Below are 17,142 nucleotides of genomic sequence, written 5' to 3'. Positions count from 1 at the left end.
GATGCGATGGCGCTTTATGGTTCAAGACAATCTGTGCCGGAAGACCCTGAACAGGCGCGACTTGATCAGGATTGCCGGACGGCCCTGCGCGAGGTTGCAGACGGCCATGTCGATAGCCTTGAAAGCTACATCGACCAGCTTCGGGCGCGGTTGAGCACCGAGCAGCAGCGGACAGTTGCCAAAGGTTAATGGCCCATCATGGCAATGATGACGCGGTCAACGCGGCAAAGCATTGACCGCCTTGTCGATTTTTATGAACAGGAAGGCCGTGTTGCCGCCTTGCTGAAATTGCTGAGGGTTCTGGAGGATGTCGCGTCGTTGCTGAGCGACCCTGAGCGTTACCCATCGACCCGCTCCTATCCCTCTGTTTACAAAGAAATTGCGCCGTATGGTATCCGTTGGTTTAAATTACATGTTTATTGGTTTGGATATGTCGTGAAGCCAGACGGTGCCGTTCTGACCAACTTCTTTCACGAAGTTGGCAACATGCCGGGCAGGCTGTCGTTGGACAGTGATGATTTGATTGGCTTTTGAGTCACCGCGGCGCTGGTGGTTGCCCCCTGCGCCGCCAGCGCTGTGCCTCAGTGATCCGACCCTTGCAGGATCTGGCGGCGCATCCCGGTTTCATAATCCAGGCCGGCGCGGGTCACCACCACGCTGACGGGGAAGCTGCCGACGATCAGGCCCTTGCGCTCCAGCACCGCCCAGGGGGCCGGGTTGCGCAGGCCGGTGGCGTCCTGGGCGAAGACCAGCCAGGGGCCGAGATGGAAATGATTGCCATGGGCGGTGAAGGGCAGTTCCAGCACTTCAATCGCGCCATCGCCGATGGGGCGGGCAATATCCTCAAACTCCGCCAGGGCTTGGAACAGGGTCAGGGTCTTCAACTGCAAAGCATTCAGGTTCAGCGGGTTTTTCTTGGGCGTGGCCATGCGGGCAATCTCTGATAACGGATATGAAATCTCTGTGTCCGTTGAAGCCCGTTTATCCGCCATCGTCAAGCATCGCCATGTGGGGTAATACAGATCATCCCCCCATCTCGCTTTGGTGCCTATGCTTCGACCGCTTGCCCCCCTGCTGCTGATCCTGGCCCTGGCAGCCGTTCCCACCGCCCATGCCGATATGGCGCAGGGGCGGGCGGCCTTTGCCGCTGGCAAATACGATCAGGCCTTCAAGGAATTCGTCAAAGCCGGCGACAAGGGTGACCTGACAGCCCTTTATCTGGCCGGTGAGATGCAGTTGCAGGGGCGCGGCGCGCCCAAGGATGCCAAGGCGGCACTGAAACTGATGCGCCGCGCCGCCGAGGGCGGGCATGTGGCGGCGATGAGCGCCTTGGGTGCCGTCTATGCCTATGGCCAGGATGTGCCGGCCGATTATGAACAGGCCCTGCGCTGGCTGCGCCCGGCGGCGGAGGCTGATGACATGCACGCGCAGAATAACCTGGCCACCCTGCTCTATTTCGGGCTGGGGACGGAGAAGGATATTGTCAGCGCGCTTTACTGGGCGCGGCGGGCGGCGGGGAAGAATCTGGTGGCTGCTGTAAAGCTGGCGGCCGAAATCGCCGCCCAGGCCACGCCGGAGCAGGCCTCTGCCGCCAATGCCATGCTGGCATCCGGGCAGAGGCCCAAACCACCCCAGAGCACCACCCCCCTGGCCCGGGAAGTGTCGCCACCGCCAAAACCGCCGGAACCGGCAGCAGCGGAAGCCCCTCACGCGGTGGAGGCCCCGCCGCCGCCGCCGCCACCGCCAGCCGTGGAGGTGGCGGACAGCCCCACGCCATTGCCCCCGCCACCCGCCGCCGGCCAGGATTGGGCGGTGCAGGTGGGCTCCCTGCCCAGCCGGGGGGAGGCGGAAAAGCATTGGGCCGGTCTGACCAAGCGCCATGCCGACCTGCTGGCCGGCCGCACGCCCCTGCTGCGGGAAGCGGACGTGGCTGGCAAGGGTCGCTATACCCGTGTGCTGCTGGGCGGCTTTGACAAGGCGGGTGCCGCGTCTTTCTGCACCACGCTGAAAGCGGCGGGGGCGGATTGCCTGACCCGCCGCCTGGGTGTGGATTGATGCTGAATTATACGGTCGGACGTTGCGGCATCCGGTCGGCCAGCATGATCAGGAAGAACCCGAACAGCATCCCGCAGATCGCCCAGGTCTGCCACGCCCCATAGGCGAAGCACTGGGCGAAGATGCAGCTTGCATAAAGCGACAGCGCCACAGCGCGGGTATCGGCGGCGCGCAGCCGGGTCAGCAGCGGCAGCACGGACAGCATCAGCCAGCCGGTCAACGCCGCACCGATCCAGCCCAGTTCAAGCCGCACCTGCATGAAGAAATTATGCGGATGCAGTGGCAGCTTCCGCCAGCCCTCGGTGCCAATGAAACCATCATTGCCGCCGGGGATGGCACGCGAACTGTCCAGCCCGAATCCCTGCCAGGGCCGCTGCGGCAGATGCTCGGCGGCGAAGTTCCAGATCATGATGCGATGCTGGAAACTGTCCGGCATCCAATGGGCATGGGCCAGCCCGTTATTGAACATCCATTGCGCGATGGAGGCGCAGAAGACCAGCCCGGCCACAATGGCCAGCCCCGTCAGCCCCGCCACCAGACGTGGGAAGCGCCAGGCCAGCAGGATCAGCGGGATCATGGCCAGCAGGGCGGCGGCGGCCGACTGGCTGGTGCTGACACCGACCAGCAGCAGCACCCCCACCATCCAGCCCAGCCCCAGCCAGCCCTTGCCCAGCCGCCACAGCATCAACGCCATCGGCCCGGCCATGAAGGCGATCAGCAGGGCCGAGCGGTTGACCGGCCGCACCAGATCGACCGGCAGCTTGGGTTCGCTGAACAGGCGCTGGATCGGCTGATCAAACAGGATTTCCACTGCCAGCAGGGCAATACCCACCAGCGCTGTCGGGATCAGCCAGCGGGCGATCCGCCGTGCCGTTTCCGCCGGCAGCATGGCCAAAGCTGGAAACAGCAGAAAGCCGGGCAGCAATTCATACAGGAAGGTGATGCTGAGGTTGCGCGCCTCCTTAGGCGCCAATGACCAGGAAATGCTGATCGCCCCATAGAGGATGAAGGCGAACAGCGGCACCAGCACCGCCCAGGGCAGGGGCGGCAAACGCCGTTCCCGCCAGAGCCACAGGCCCCCGCCGATAAAGGCCAGGATCAGATAGCCGGGGGCCGCCCCCAGGGCTGCCAAGGGCAGCAGCAGCCCCAGCATCACCACACTGACAAACAGGATAAGAAGCCCGAAGGGGCCGAAGGCGCCTGCCGGCTGGGGCGCGCCTGGATGCTGCGTCATGGTCTGTTCCGCATCGCCTTTGACGGGAAGGAATGTGATGCGGCCCGCAAGGCACCAGGGCCACGTCGCCTTCATAAACGCGCCAGGGGCCGAAACCAAGCATGGCGCATCTTGTCGCCCCTGGAGCCCCCCCCCGTTTCGTTGAACGCAGGGGGCTCCAGGTTGAGTCTGCCTGCGATCCGCCCTAGGCGGGAGGGGGGTGGCATGACTATATGCTGTGGCAACCATTATCCGTTCCAACCGCTGCCGGTTTGCCGCCCATGTCCAGCACCGCCCCCTTGATCGCCTTGCCCGCCCGTACCGTCATCGCCGTCGGTGGCGATGATCGCATCGCCTTCCTGCAGGGGCTGGTCAGCAATGATGTCAGCAAGCTGGCGCCCGGTCGCGCCATCTGGGCCGCTCTGCTGACGGCGCAGGGCAAGTTCCTGCATGAGTTTTTCATTATCGATGCGGGCGACCGGCTGCTGATGGATTGCGAGGCGGCGCGCAAGGATGATCTGCTGCGCCGGCTGAAAATGTTCAAGCTGCGGTCCAAGGTGGAACTGACGGACCTGTCGGCCGAACTGGCATTGTTCGCCCGGCTGGGGCCGGGTGATGCGGCAGAACTGGGGGGAATGGCCTTTGCCGATCCCCGCCATGCGGAGATGGGCAGCCGCCTGCTGCTGCCCGTCGGCACCAAGGCGCCGGGTGATTTTGCCGAATGGGACCGCGCCCGTATTGCCCTGGGCCTGCCCGATGGCAGCCGCGATCTGCTGGTGGAAAAATCCATCCTGCTGGAAAACGGATTCGATGAGCTGCATGGCGTCGCCTGGGACAAGGGCTGCTATGTCGGCCAGGAACTGACCGCGCGCACCAAATATCGCGGGCTGGTGAAAAAGCGGCTGGTGCCGGTGGCTGTCACCGGCCCATTGCCCGAGCCGGGCAGCCCGGTCCTGCGCGACGGGCAGGAGGTAGGGGAGATTCGCAGCGGCCGGGACGATCTGGCACTGGCCCTGCTGCGGCTGGAAGCCATCCGTGAAGGGGCCCCGTTGACCTGTGGTGAGGCGTCGCTGACGGTCCGTGCCCCGGCCTGGGCAGCCTTTGCGGCGGCCTGATCCAAACCTGTTCACAAGAAAGGATGAACCCGCCACAAGAATTGGTTAGTCTCTGCGCCATCAACGCAATATCCGGGGCACGGGGGTCGGTATGATGGAGCGGGGCAGGGGATCGCGGCAATCGTCGCTGCGCGGCACCGCGACCGCTATCTCGCTGGGTGCCGTGCTGCTGGTTGGCGGGCTGACCGCCGGGGCCGTGTATGAGCTGGCGCAGTTTTCTGTCGATGCGGCGGCCCTGGAAACGCCGGGCGAGGCGCTGGCCAAGAACCGGCTGCTGGCCGATTTCCAGTCCCGCATGGGCTATGGCGGCTATCTGGGTGCCCTGGCGCAGTTTGCCGAAACCGGCAATGCCGATGCCCGCACCGATATGCGCGCCAGCCTGGAAGCGGCCGATCAGGCCCTGCGCGGGTTGCAGGGCAAGCGGCTGACCCCGCAGGAACTGGAACTGGCGGCGGACTTGAAGCGGCTGGTGGAAAGTGCCCGGCGCAGCCTGGATGCCGCCAATGGCGGCCCCACCGCCCTGGGTCAGACCACACCCCTGATCCTCACCACCCGCTATGCTGCCCTGTCCGACCGGATCGAGGCGCGCGGGCGCGGGTTGCAGACGCTGGAATTGACCCGGCTGGGCGAAACGGCGCAGCGCGGCCTGTGGCTGGGCGTGGCGGCGGTACTGGCCCTGGTGGGCGTGCTGGTGGCCTTCCTGATCCTGCTGGCCGTACGGGTGCAACGCCCCCTGCGCGACCTGACCAATGCGGTGGATCAGGTGGCGCGCGGCGACTGGCGATCCCCCATCTGGGGGCAGGACCGGGGGGATGAGTTTGGCCAGCTGGCCCGCGCCCTGGATGGCTTCCGCAAACAGGCGCAGGAAATCCCCGATATTTCCGTGGCGACGGAGGATGGCCGCCTGCGCTTGAAATTCGAAGGGGAATATGCCGACCTGTTCGAGGCGCTGACGGCACGGCTGCGCGGGGCCGGCGGTACCCTGGCCGTGCTGGGCCAGGATGTCGGCCGCATCGTCGGCGATACCAAGCATCAATTGACCGATACGCTGGGCCAGGTGAACCAGCTTTGCGCCGCCGCCGTGCGCACGGTGAGCGAGAGCAATCGCGAAATCCGGCAGGCGACGGAGATTCTGGCCCATGCCGTGGCCCAGGTGAAGGCGTTCGATGCCGATGCCGGCAGCGGCGGGCTGGATGCGGTGATCGAGGCGATGCGCAACCATGCCGATGCCCTGGCCGCCACCTTGAGCCGGACGGAAGAGGCGGTGAGCCAGACGCTGGACACCCTGTCCTTCACTGATGGCGATATGCGCCATGCCAGCGGGGAAGCGCGCGAAGCCGCCCATGCCCTGTCGCTGACCATGGCGGAAACCCAGGCCAGTCTGCTGTCGGCGGTGAAGATCCTGCGCGCCTCTGGCGATCTGCTGGCCAATACCGCTGACCAGACGGGCAGCCGCCTGCTGCGCGCGGCCGAGGCCATGGAGGATGGCGAAAAGGCCATGGTGGCCGCCTTGGGCAGCGCCACCATGCGACTGGATGATGCCACCAGCCAGGCCAGCGCCCGGCTGGAAGATGCTGGGATGCAGATGACCCGCGCCGCCGACCTGCTGGACGATCGCTCCGCCGATATTGGCGCCCGGCTGGATAGTGCCCTGGAATCAATGCAGGAGGCGCGCACCACGCTGCAACTGTCGGCGGAGATTGCCGAACGCAAGATGGAGCCGCTGGCCGACGAGTTCACCGATATCCGCAACCGCTTCGGTGACATGATGGGCGATATCGGCGATCGGGCCGATGCCATGGCCCGCGCCGTGGAGGGGCTGCGCAAGACCAGCGACGATCTGAAAATGGAGTTTGAGCGCCGCCGGGTGGAGCCGGGCCAGCACGAGGCCATTGCCGACCTGCTGACCCGCCTGCGTGGCAGCGCCACCCAGATTGCCGGCCGCGTGGGGGAGATCGGGGAGACGGCGCAGCGTCTGGCCCAGAGCCTGACCGGCGGGGTGGACGATGCCACCGCCCGCCTGCGCGATGTGGCGGGCGACCTGCGCGCTGAAACCCGCGCCCTGTCGGCGGAGGCCCATCAGGCCGCCACTGGCCTGACCCGTGCCGTCAGCCAACAGGAACGCATGGTGGAAGACCTGAGGGCGCTGACGGCGGAACTGGATGCCCAGCGCGACAAGGATAATACGCCCCAGGCTTTGGTCGACCTGACCTCTGGCCTGCGGGCTGCCATCGATGCGGTCCATGCGCTGATTGCCAGCGCCGACAACCGGGAAAAGACGGCGGTGGAAACCGCCGTGGGCCTGGTGGCCGACCTGCGCCAGCGGATTGAGGCGGTGGAGGGCATGACCGGCGGCCTGCACGCAGCCAGCGAGGCGCTGCACGCGCTCGCCGCCTCTGACAATGCCGGACGTGAGCGGGAAAATGCCGACCTGCTGGCCATTGCCGAGGCGCTGAAGGCACGGCTGGACTCTATCGACCGGCTGGGCGACCGGCTGGATGGCACCACCGACAGCGTGCGTGGATTGCTGGACGAAACCCGCCAGCGGGAGCGCACCGACCTGTCCATCGTGTCGGAACTGACACAGAACCTGCGCGAGCGGGTGCTGCGGCTGGATGGGCTGTCGGTGGATCTGTCGCGCGCCATCGACATGCTGCGCTCCTCCTCCCGCCAGAACGAGGTCAGCAGCGCCAATGCCGCCCGCGATCTTTCCGCCCGGCTGGCCCATATCGCTGACCAGTTAAAGGGGGCGGCCAGCGGCCTGTGACCAGAAAGGGGCTGAAATCGGCCCCTATTGGTCACAATACAGGCCTAGTCCGTTTATCCGCCGCTGCCGTTGTTCTCTACATGGATATGGCGAAGACGCCGTTCCACGAGAAAAATGGACAGAGGAATACGACCATGCGCAAGCAACTTATCGGCGCCGCTTCGGCCGTCGCTCTGCTTTGTTCCGGTGTCGCTTTCGCCCAGGCCCAAGCCACGGGGACCGAGTCGGCGCCCGCGGCGGATCGCACCGTGACTGACCCGATGGGTCACGACACGAAACATGACCAGAAGGCGGATGGCGTCAGGGGAACCCGCGCCTCTGCCGAGGCCCTGATGGGGCGCACGGTGATCGGCTCTGATGGCAAGAAGCTGGGTGAGGTGAAGGATGTCATCCTGGATGCCAATAGCGGCAGTGCCAAGCAGGTGATCATCTCCAGCGGTGGCTTCCTGGGCATTGGCGAGAAGGATATCGCCGTCAAGTTCGAAGATGCCAAGGTATTGGCCGGGAACGAGAAGGTCCAGGTGAACACCCTGACCCAGGCCCAGGTCGAGCGGCTGGACGGCTATAAGTATGACCGCGATACCGTCTCGCTGAGCCGTGGCGGGGCGCAGGTCACCCCGAATGCGGGTTCCGCCGGTCAGTAACCATCCCTCCTCCTGATGCTGTTCTCCCGTGGTCAAGCGGCGCCGGCGGTCCCTTTTGGGGCCGCCGGCGTCACGCCATGTGTGGCCCACCGGCCCATCATGCGCGCAACCCGTCTTGCCGGATGGGGGGGATTTCGGTAGGAACCGGGCTCATGAAACAGCAGCCCGTCAAGATCGCCCCCTCGATCCTGTCCGCCGACTTCGCCCGGCTGGGTGAAGAGGTGCGCGCCATCGACGCCGCCGGCGCCGATTACATCCATATTGATGTGATGGATGGGCATTTCGTGCCCAACATCACCATCGGACCCGGCGTGGTGAAGGCCCTGCGGCCACACACGGCCAAGGTCTTCGACGTGCATCTGATGATCTCCCCGGTGGATAATTTCATCCAGGGTTTCGCGGATGCTGGCGCTGACATCATCAGCTTCCACCCGGAGGCGGGGCCGCATCCGCACCGCACGGTGCAGCTGATCCGCTCGCTGGGCAAGAAGCCCGGCATCGTGCTGAACCCACACACCCCGATTTCCATGGTCGATTACCTGCTGGGTGATATTGATCTGGTGCTGGTCATGTCGGTCAATCCCGGTTTCGGCGGGCAGAGCTTCATCGCGTCCCAATTGCCGAAGATCCAGGAACTGCGCCGCCGCATCAATGCCACCTCTGAAAGCCAGGGTGGCCGGGTGATTGATCTGGAAGTGGATGGCGGCGTCAATGTCGCCACGGCCCAACAATGTATTGCGGCGGGTGCTGATGTGCTGGTTGCCGGCACGGCCACCTTTGTCGGTGGGCCCGATGCCTATGCCGCCAATATGCGCGCCCTGCGCGGCGAAGCGGGCTGACCCGTCCCATGACAGCAGGTGGTGGCGAGCATAAGCGTTTTCGTCCCGGCCCCGGTGCCTGGTATCGCGCCTCCACATTCTATCAGATGACCGCCCTGTCGGGTCCGGTGCCCATGCAATTGCTGCTGGTGCCGCCGGACCCCTGGCCGGGTGATGCGCAGCGCGGGCAGGAATTGCTGTCCAACCGTTTCCGCTTCGCCGGGCAGAGCTTTTCCGGCGAACTGCCGCCCTGGGATGCGGCAGAGGCGTCCGCCCCCTGGCTGGGGGAAATGCATGGGTTTGACTGGCTGCGCCACCTGCGCGCCACCGGGGGCGATGCCGCCCGGCGGCAGGCCCGCGTGCTGGCGGCCCATTGGCTGGACCTTTATGGCCGCAAATGGGACCCGGTGGCCTGGGCACCCGATGTAACGGGTACGCGCCTTGCCGCCTGGGTCGGCCAGCATGATTTCTTCCTGGCCAGTGCGGATGACCATCTACGCGCCGGCATTTTTGACAGCATGGCCCGGCAGGTGCGCTTTCTGGAACGCACTTTGCCCGGTCGGCTGAAGGGGGCCGCCCTGGTGGTGGCCATCAAGGGGCTGGTCTATGGCGGCATCTGCCTGCAGGGCATGGGCCGCGTGGTAGAACGCGCCATTGAGCTGTTGACGCGGGAACTGCCGCGGCAGGTGCTGCCCGATGGTGGCCATATCGAACATTCCCCGGCCCAGCAACTGGCTGTGCTGCGCCACCTGATTGACATCCGCGGCTGTTTCCGCGCGTCCCGCACGGAGGTGCCGGAGGCGCTGCAGCACGCCATCGACCGCATCACCCCCACCCTGCGTTTCTTCCGCCATGGCGATGGCGGCCTGTCGCTGTTCAACGGCGCACAGGAAGGGGAGGGGGTGTTGATCGACACCGTGCTGGGCCAGGCGGATGCACGGGGTCGGCCCCTGAAATCCACCCCCCATATCGGGTTCGAACGGCTGACCGCCAACCGCACCTGCGTGATCATTGATGCCGGATATCCCCCCGCCCCCGGCCTGGATGAACACGCCCATGCCGGCACCCTGTCGTTTGAGATGAGCGTGGGGCGCGAACGGATGATCGTCAATTGCGGCGCGCATCCGGGCGACCAGGGGGCCTGGCGCGCCGCACTGGCCGCCACGGCGGCCCATTCCACCCTCTGTGTGGCCGATACCAATTCATCCGGCGTGGTGGAAGAAGGCGGCCTGTCCCGCCGGCCCCAGCGGGTGGAATGCAACCGGACGGAGGCCAATGGCGGCACGCTGGTGGAAGCCTCGCATGATGGCTATCGGGAGCTGTTCGGGCTGGTCCATCGTCGTCGCCTCTATCTGGCGGAGACGGGGGAGGATTTGCGTGGCCAGGATACGCTGATCGGTCCCCAGGGCCGCGAATTCGCTGTCCGCTTCCACCTGCATCCCGGCGTCAAGGCCGCCTGGGTCGAAGGCGAGGCGGGGTTGATGCTGCGTTTGCCGTCCGGCGCGCTTTGGCGCTTGCGCGTGTCGGGGGCAGAGCTGGGGCTGGAGGACAGCATCTATCTGGGCCAGGGCACCGACCCGCGCCCCACCAAACAGATCGTGCTGCGCGGCGTGACCCAATATGGGGAAACCCTGGTGAAATGGGGCTTCCGCCGCGAAGGTACAGATACAGAGACATGACGCCGATATGTGATCGGCACTAACCGTCCGGGCCGGTCCATATGGATCGGCCCGGCTTCTTTTCCATCCCAGGGTTTACAGCCATGACCATCGATCTTGTTCCCATCCGCCGCGCCATCATCTCCGTTTCCGACAAGACGGGCCTGATCGATCTGGGCCGCGCCCTGGCCGCCCGTGGGGTGCAGATCCTCTCCACCGGCGGGTCGGCCAAGGCGCTGGCCGATGCCGGCATTGCCGTGACCGAGGTGTCGGACCATACCGGTTTCCCGGAAATGATGGATGGGCGGGTGAAGACCCTGCACCCCAAGATCCATGGCGGCATCCTCGCGCGCCGCGATTTCCCCACCCACACCGATGCCATGTCGGCCCACGATATCCCCGGCATTGATCTGGTGGTGGTGAACCTCTACCCGTTCGAGGCCACCGTGGCCAAGGGTGCGGATTTTGAAACCTGCATCGAGAATATCGACATTGGCGGCCCGTCGCTGATCCGGGGTGCGGCCAAGAACCATGATTTCGTCGCCGTGGTGACGGATGCGTCGGACTATGCCGAGCTGATCGCCCAGCTGGAAGGCAATGACGGCCAGACCACCCTGGGCTTCCGCCGCAAGCTGGCCGCCAAGGCCTATGCCCGCACCGGTGCCTATGATGCCGCCATTTCCCGCTGGTTCGCCGGCCAGTTGGGGGAGGATTATCCCCAGCGCCTGACCTTTGGCGGCGAACTGCGCCAGACCCTGCGCTATGGTGAGAACCCGCACCAGTCCGCCGCCTTCTACACCACCGGTGCCCAGCGCCCCGGCATCGCCACCGCCACCCAGCTTCAGGGCAAGGAGCTTTCCTACAACAACCTGAACGACACGGATGCGGCGTTCGAACTGGTGGCCGAGTTCGACCGCCCGGCCATCGCCATCATCAAGCACGCCAACCCCTGCGGCGTGGCCGAGGGCGATAATCTGCTGGATGCCTATACCCGTGCGCTGGCCTGTGACCCGGTATCGGCCTTTGGCGGCATCATCGCCATGAACCGCACGCTGGATGCCGCCACGGCGGAACAGATCGCAAAGCTGTTCGCTGAAGTGGTGATCGCCCCGGATGCGGACGAGGCGGCCAAGGCGTTCCTGGCCACCAAGAAGAACCTGCGCGTGCTGCTGACCGGCTCCATGCCCAACCCGGCGGAACCCGGCCTGTTCGTGAAGTCGGTGGCCGGTGGCTATCTGGTGCAGACGCGCGACAATGGCCGCATCGCCTTAGCCGACCTGAAGATCGTCACCAAGCGCGCGCCGACCGAGGCCGAACTGGCCGACCTGCTGTTCGCCTTCCGCGTGGGCAAGCATGTGAAGTCCAACGCCATCGTCTATGCCAAGGCGGGTGCGACGGTGGGCATTGGTGCCGGCCAGATGAGCCGGGTGGACAGCAGCCGCATCGCCGCTTGGAAATCCGCCGACGCCGCCAAGGCCGCCGGTCTGGCCGAGGCCGGCACGAAAGGTTCAGTGGTGGCCTCCGACGCCTTCTTCCCCTTCGCCGACGGCCTGCTGGCCGCCGCTGACGCCGGCGTGACGGCAGTGATCCAGCCCGGCGGCTCCATGCGCGACGCCGAGGTGATCGCCGCAGCGGATGAGCGCGGGCTGGCCATGGTGTTCACCGGGATGCGCCACTTCCGGCATTGAGGGGGCTGGGAGCAGCCCGCTGGGGCCGCTCCCTCCTTCGGTGATCGGCATTCGGGGTAATGCCTATTTGTGACTGTGGGTTGTGGCTTTATCTGATATTTTTCCACCGCATTTCTCGTGAATGGGTGGTTGGTATGAAGATCATCGGTGGAGAAATATATAATCGTCGTATAACTGCCAGCCCTGGCCAATATGTGCATTTTCTGGCGGGAAAGAAAATATCAATAGAGACATTTGCCATCGAGGCTGGCGGGCATGATTTTAATTACCAAGTAATGTCAAGGGCAACCGTCAATGGCAGGCCTGAATCTGTCTTGACTACGCAAAGAGCGCTTGAGCGGGAGTTCTGGGAGCGCCGTTACGTTCGGCGTACATTCGCCCCTATCAGTATCGGTTTGGGTCCAAAGGGGCCGGAAGTGGAAGTGACCTACGGCGAAGTGTCGCCTCAGGTTTATGAATCGAGTGTAGAAACGAGTGTCGTTGCCTGGAGTGTTCAATTTCTCTGGCATCGTTTAGCGAAGGCGGGTGGTGCCCGCCTTTCGGCCTCCAAATCAGTCAGGGCCAAGCAAGGTGTTGCTGTAGGGCAAGGTACAGCGCAATTAAACACTGTACCAGACATGATAGCCCATCTTGGAATTTATGTTCCCTCAGCGGATGAAGATAAATTTCAGCCATTAAAGAATGGTCTTGGAGCCATAGACATTATTGGCACTGATAATAATACCATCGGCGGATGGCTTACGCGGGTGTTTGGAAAATGAAAAAGATTTTTGTCTGGGTCGGATCAATTTCGATATTTTTGCTTTGCCTTGGTGCGGCTTTTTTCTCAAATTTCAGAATCGTTCCCTCTCCGGTGCCTCCTCCGGCATCGGAGATTTCAGTTGCAACAGCAAACCCCGCAATGGCGAGTGCCATTCTGGAAGATGTAGAGGAAATGTTACTCAAGAATCCGGAATATTATCCAAAGCGAGCGCAAGATATTGCCGCAAACACCGAATACATGTTCCTGCTATATGGCACTTGCGCGCAGGCTGCTGACCTTATCGAGGCGGTAACAAAAGTGATCCGCCGTCATACGGATGCCCCGGTGCGCTGTACCGATCCAGCTTAAACTCTGCATATTGTTCTGCAGCAGATTTTGCGCAACTCGTTTATCAGCATTATGCTGGATTGAAATCATACTGTTTGGATTCCAATCTGAGCAAGTTCGGCGTTCAGTTGCGCTAAATTCGTAGTCGGTCCGGGCCGGAGCTCAGTGATCGTTCCATCCATGATTGCGCCTCCGAAGTCGAACGCAAGCGCTAATGCAGGTTGAAAGTCCATCTCCTGCCCATTGATCAATTGAAATTGTCCAAAACCTGTCGCCGAAAGTGATATCCTAAACTCGCGTTCTTTCGAGAATTTTTGATCTTTTATATAAGTATACATAATTGGATTCGGCAGACGCCCGGTACTCAATTCATAAAAATTCCGGTCAATGTATGTGATTTTTCCATAATTTATTGAGAAAATCTGGTGGCATCGCATATCGCCATACATCAAAGCGGCGTCACTGGAGAGAGTAACGTTCAAGCGTTCACGAAGTTTCGCAAAATCAAATTCTAAACCGATTTGGCCCATTGAGGATCCAGTGCCATAGTTAAGCCATAAATGTTCCGAATTCTCTAGTGAGAAGCAGCAGGCGTATGTCCTGCTCCGTGCGGAGGCATAGTAATCAGACAGGCTTTTATTCGGATTTTTTTCGAAAGTCACAGTGCGATTTCTAAGTTGATCGAGTGGCAATTCCGCGCCGTCATTAGTATCCACCAGGGGGGAATCCTCATAACGATCCACTCTATTAAAATGAAGATAACTTCCTTTGATAGATCGTATCAAATTTTCGACTGACATTATTTTATATAGGCGTTGGCCTGAATTTGGCTGTTCTAATAGGGGCTTGTATGGTTCGATCAGCCCAAGGGAGGGCACGAGGGTAGTCAGCTTCACAGTCGCCTCCTCTATTGTTCGTATTGCGTTGAGCAGCTTACTTGTGCTACAAGATGAATATTAACCCAATATGCCCATTTCGACTATGTCCGCTTTCGGGCTCCGTTGCTGCAACTATCATTGACCCAAATGGGGCGCAAATCGGTTGCTAATACATTCGCAAATCTCCCACAAATCCCCCCGTACCCTGAACGCCCCCCAACTCAATCCTCCGGCAGTTCCAGTGCGCTCGTAAACGGGCGGTTAAGTATCGCCAGAACTTCCCTGGCGACAAACAGCCTGTTGCGGCGATAGCCCGGTGCGTTGGGTCAGGATGCTGCCATCCACCAGTTGGCGGATGGTGTGGGAGACTGCGACCAAGCTATAGCCACCCCACACAACGCCAACGCATAGGCTGCCGCTTGCTCGTCCAGGCTTGCGGGCACCTTGAACCCGATTAGGCCAGAGGTGCGCGCCGTCTGACCCGGCATTCAATCACTTTATTGTTCTTTTTAAATCGGAAAGTATATTTTCAAGCAATTTCTTCCCTTCCATCAGCTTGTTGATATTTCCATCAGTGGCTTCAATCTGATCCTGCAATGTATCGATCAATTCATGGCACGGTTCAAACGACGGGCGGTCCTTGAGTGTGCAGGGCAGGAACTTGGCGATGGTCGGCAATGTCATGCCGGTGGCACCCAATATTTTGATGAATTTGACAGATTCCTCCTCTTGCGGCCCATAATCGCGATAGCCGCTGTCACGGCGCTGGGGCGTCAACAGACCTTCTTCCTCATAGTACCGCAACATGCGGATGCTAACCCCGGTGCGCCGGGACAGATCACCGATTTTCATGGTCGCCCTTGACTCTTACAGCGCTGTCAGACCTTATAAACCCGCTTGTTCCTCCATACCAGAGTGAGAGCAAGCACCATGTCCATCGATACACCAGCGCACGGCTACCTGGACGGGCAGAAAATAGCTGCCGTCGATCTTGCGCCGTTGGCTTTTGCCGGTTTCGCCCATTTCACGGCGATGCAGGTTCGGGGCGGCCTTGTGCGCGGGGTTGATCTTCATCTTGATCGTCTGCGCACGGCATCCACGCTCCTGTTTGGTCAGGCCCAACCCGACGAACGGGTACGGGCCTATATCGGTTCTGCGATAGCGGCGAATGCTGGCGATCTTTCCCTGACGGTGACCATGTTCTCCCGCAATGGGGAGTTCACTTCCAGGGGCGCGGCAGACGATCCGGGCGTGTTCATCAGCACATCGTCCCCGTTTTCCGGCCCCGCCGGCCCCCTGCGCCTGATGCCGGTCACTTACGACCGACCGCTGGCCGCCATCAAACATACCGGGGAAATGGCGAAAACCCACTATCTGCGGCAGGCGGTTGCCCAGGGATATGATGATGCGGCCTTTATCGATAATCGCGGATGTATCAGCGAGGGCACCATCTGGAACGTGGCTTTTTGGGATGGGGAGGCCGTGGTCTGGCCCGAAGCGGACATGCTGTCCGGTGTAACCATGCAGATCATTCAACGCCAATTGCAGAAATCAGGCGTTCCCCAACGGTCTCAGCCGATCAAAGCGGCCGATGTTCAGCATTTTTCCGGGGCGGCTGTAATGAATTCCTGGACTCCGGGGGTGGCCGTCAGCGCGCTGGGGGATGCACAAATCCCCCTTTCAAAGCGCTTCATTGACCTTCTTCATCATGCCTATGGGATGGAGCCGGCACTGGCATTCTGACCCCCCTCACAATGCCATCGCATAGGCCGCCGCCAACTCATCCAACGTCGGCGGGGCATAAAACCCGGTTGGGTCAACCGGCGGGCAGGGGTGGGGGGTGGTTTGTACCTGCACCCGCGCCCAACGGTCGGCCAGGGGGCCGGCGGGCTGGTGGAAATGCAGGCTGGCCGCTTTGCCACGGGCGCGGAACAGGGCGGCCTGTCGTTGGTGCGGCTGCAGGGGGCCGAGGTTCAGCACCACGGCATCACCCGCCGCCAGGGTGCTTTCCGCCACGGACCAGAGATGCGCCTCGCACTGGGCCGCCTTTGCGGCCAGCCAGGCGGGGTCCAGTGCTGCCGGTGCGGTTGGGGTGAACAGGGTGGCCATGGCCAGGTCACGGCACAGAAAAAGGGCCGGCAATTCCGCTGCCAGTTTCCTGGCATAGGCGGATTTGCCGGCCCCGGCAGGGCCATCGATCAGGTGCAGGCTGGCTGTCATCCTTGAAGCCACGGGCCCCCGGTTTGGAAATTACTTCTTCCCGATCAGGGTGCCGGCCCCGCCTTCGGTGAAGATTTCCAGCAGGATGGCATGGGGAACGCGCCCGTCAAGAATAACGGCCCCTTCCACCCCGCCATCCACCGCATCGATACAGGTTTCCAGCTTGGGGATCATGCCGCCGGACGCGGTGCCGTCGGCAATGGCGCCCTTGGCCGCCTCCAGCGACAGTTCCGTCACCAGATTTTTGTCCTTATCCAGGAAACCCGCCACATCGGTCAGCAGCAGCAGGCGCACCGCGTGCATCGCGGCGGCGATGGCGCCGGCGGCGGTGTCGGCATTGATGTTATAGGTCTGGCCATCTTCGCCGATGCCGATCGGGGCGATCACCGGGATGAAGCCGGCATGGCGCAGCTTGTGCAGGATTTCCGGGTTGATGCGGAACGGCTCCCCCACAAAGCCCAGATCGACCACCTTTTCAATATTGCTGTCCGGGTCGCGCTTGGTGCGGGTGGCCTTGCGCGCCTCGATCAGGTCGTCATCCTTGCCCGACAGGCCGATGGCATCGCCACCGGCATCGTTGATCAGGGCGACGATCTCCTTGTTGATGGAGCCGGAGAGCACCATCTCCGCGATCTCCATCGTCTCCTTGTCGGTGACGCGCAGCCCGTCGATGAATTCAGACTTGATCTGCAAGCGGTCCAGCATATTGCCGATCTGCGGCCCGCCGCCATGCACCACGATCGGGTAGGCACCCACCTGCTTCAGCAGCACGATATCATTGGCGAAACGGCGCGAAAGCTCCGGGTTGCCCATGGCGTGGCCGCCATATTTCACCACGACGATCTTACCATCGTAGCGGCGCATATAGGGCAGGGCTTCCGACAGGGTCCGGGCCTTGTTCAGCCATTCCTCGCGGCTGATCGTCGTGGCGGCGGGTGCGGTCATCTCGTGCGGGCTCCGGTCTGTTGGAAGTGGGCCATGATGATGGGTAAACGG

At 62.5% G+C, this 17,142-nt stretch carries 18 protein-coding genes; 12 read left to right on the top strand and 6 right to left on the bottom strand.

The genetic code is table 11. The features are described 5' to 3' along the window. The first annotated feature begins 6 nt into the window (after positions 1 to 6). Together CHB97_RS21550 and CHB97_RS21545 are read left to right on the top strand one after the other, a co-directional pair. Positions 7 to 189, top strand: coding sequence for a hypothetical protein (locus tag CHB97_RS21550; RefSeq protein WP_089367498.1), 183 nt, complete (start codon positions 7 to 9; stop codon positions 187 to 189). Between the two features lie 9 nt (positions 190 to 198). Then, entirely contained in the window at positions 199 to 534 is a 336-nt protein-coding gene (locus CHB97_RS21545; protein WP_143271113.1) for a hypothetical protein, read from the top strand. Positions 535 to 581: 47 nt separating this feature from the next. On the opposite strand, the gene CHB97_RS21540 is transcribed toward CHB97_RS21545, so the two are convergent. Beyond that, a complete protein-coding gene (locus CHB97_RS21540) occupies positions 582 to 929 on the bottom strand; it encodes a hypothetical protein (RefSeq protein WP_089290071.1) in 348 nt (115 codons plus the stop codon). Between the two features lie 121 nt (positions 930 to 1,050). On the opposite strand from CHB97_RS21540, the gene CHB97_RS21535 reads away from it, so the two are divergent. After that, positions 1,051 to 2,055: an SPOR domain-containing protein gene (locus tag CHB97_RS21535; RefSeq protein ID WP_089290070.1), complete on the top strand. Its 1,005-nt coding sequence runs from the start codon at positions 1,051 to 1,053 to the stop codon at positions 2,053 to 2,055. A gap of 7 nt (positions 2,056 to 2,062) precedes the next feature. On the opposite strand, the gene CHB97_RS21530 is transcribed toward CHB97_RS21535, so the two are convergent. Next, positions 2,063 to 3,289, bottom strand: a complete 1,227-nt coding sequence (locus CHB97_RS21530; RefSeq protein WP_160106128.1) for an O-antigen ligase — start codon at positions 3,287 to 3,289, stop codon at positions 2,063 to 2,065. Between the two features lie 260 nt (positions 3,290 to 3,549). Here CHB97_RS21530 and CHB97_RS21525 point away from each other — a divergent pair, with 260 nt between their 5' ends. The 8 genes from CHB97_RS21525 (at position 3,550) to CHB97_RS26175 (ending at position 13,069) form a co-directional block, all read left to right on the top strand. Beyond that, positions 3,550 to 4,383 carry a folate-binding protein YgfZ gene (locus CHB97_RS21525; protein ID WP_089290092.1) on the top strand — a complete coding sequence of 278 codons (834 nt, stop codon included), beginning with the start codon at positions 3,550 to 3,552 and terminating at the stop codon, positions 4,381 to 4,383. 91 nt (positions 4,384 to 4,474) lie between these two features. Continuing rightward, positions 4,475 to 7,150: a HAMP domain-containing protein gene (locus CHB97_RS21520; RefSeq protein ID WP_089290068.1), complete on the top strand. Its 2,676-nt coding sequence runs from the start codon at positions 4,475 to 4,477 to the stop codon at positions 7,148 to 7,150. A 134-nt stretch (positions 7,151 to 7,284) separates the two neighbouring features. Further along, entirely contained in the window at positions 7,285 to 7,794 is a 510-nt protein-coding gene (locus CHB97_RS21515) for a PRC-barrel domain-containing protein (RefSeq protein ID WP_160106126.1), read from the top strand. Positions 7,795 to 7,946: 152 nt separating this feature from the next. Continuing rightward, the gene (gene rpe, locus CHB97_RS21510; RefSeq protein ID WP_089290066.1) at positions 7,947 to 8,633 is read left to right on the top strand and encodes a ribulose-phosphate 3-epimerase; all 687 of its coding nucleotides are present in this window, start codon (positions 7,947 to 7,949) and stop codon (positions 8,631 to 8,633) included. 8 nt (positions 8,634 to 8,641) lie between these two features. Next, positions 8,642 to 10,291 carry a heparinase II/III family protein gene (locus CHB97_RS21505; RefSeq protein ID WP_200820062.1) on the top strand — a complete coding sequence of 550 codons (1,650 nt, stop codon included), beginning with the start codon at positions 8,642 to 8,644 and terminating at the stop codon, positions 10,289 to 10,291. Between the two features lie 83 nt (positions 10,292 to 10,374). Beyond that, positions 10,375 to 11,958, top strand: coding sequence for a bifunctional phosphoribosylaminoimidazolecarboxamide formyltransferase/IMP cyclohydrolase (gene purH, locus CHB97_RS21500; protein WP_089290064.1), 1,584 nt, complete (start codon positions 10,375 to 10,377; stop codon positions 11,956 to 11,958). 134 nt (positions 11,959 to 12,092) lie between these two features. Continuing rightward, entirely contained in the window at positions 12,093 to 12,719 is a 627-nt protein-coding gene (locus CHB97_RS26180) for a hypothetical protein (protein ID WP_143271111.1), read from the top strand. After that, positions 12,716 to 13,069, top strand: coding sequence for a hypothetical protein (locus CHB97_RS26175; protein WP_143271109.1), 354 nt, complete (start codon positions 12,716 to 12,718; stop codon positions 13,067 to 13,069). The genes CHB97_RS26180 and CHB97_RS26175 overlap by 4 nt, the downstream gene beginning before the upstream one ends. 65 nt (positions 13,070 to 13,134) lie before the next feature. Here the strand turns inward: CHB97_RS26175 and CHB97_RS26170 are convergent, their stop codons facing one another. Both CHB97_RS26170 and CHB97_RS21485 read right to left on the bottom strand, forming a co-directional pair. Beyond that, complete coding sequence (locus tag CHB97_RS26170) at positions 13,135 to 13,944, bottom strand: hypothetical protein (protein ID WP_143271107.1); 810 nt, start codon at positions 13,942 to 13,944, stop codon at positions 13,135 to 13,137. A gap of 474 nt (positions 13,945 to 14,418) precedes the next feature. Further along, positions 14,419 to 14,778, bottom strand: a complete 360-nt coding sequence (locus CHB97_RS21485; protein WP_089290062.1) for a MerR family transcriptional regulator — start codon at positions 14,776 to 14,778, stop codon at positions 14,419 to 14,421. A gap of 45 nt (positions 14,779 to 14,823) precedes the next feature. Between CHB97_RS21485 and CHB97_RS21480 the strand changes: the two genes are divergently transcribed. After that, complete coding sequence (locus CHB97_RS21480; protein WP_200820061.1) at positions 14,824 to 15,669, top strand: aminotransferase class IV family protein; 846 nt, start codon at positions 14,824 to 14,826, stop codon at positions 15,667 to 15,669. A 6-nt stretch (positions 15,670 to 15,675) separates the two neighbouring features. Here CHB97_RS21480 and CHB97_RS21475 read toward each other — a convergent pair whose 3' ends face one another. Both CHB97_RS21475 and argB read right to left on the bottom strand, forming a co-directional pair. Then, the gene (locus CHB97_RS21475; RefSeq protein ID WP_089290060.1) at positions 15,676 to 16,146 is read right to left on the bottom strand and encodes an AAA family ATPase; all 471 of its coding nucleotides are present in this window, start codon (positions 16,144 to 16,146) and stop codon (positions 15,676 to 15,678) included. A gap of 30 nt (positions 16,147 to 16,176) precedes the next feature. Next, a complete protein-coding gene (gene argB / locus CHB97_RS21470) occupies positions 16,177 to 17,091 on the bottom strand; it encodes an acetylglutamate kinase (protein WP_089290059.1) in 915 nt (304 codons plus the stop codon). Positions 17,092 to 17,142 lie beyond the last annotated feature (51 nt).

It is taken from the genome of Azospirillum sp. RU38E, assembly GCF_900188385.1.
Lineage (GTDB): Bacteria > Pseudomonadota > Alphaproteobacteria > Azospirillales > Azospirillaceae > Niveispirillum.
This window is presented reverse-complemented; position numbering and strand designations above follow the sequence as displayed.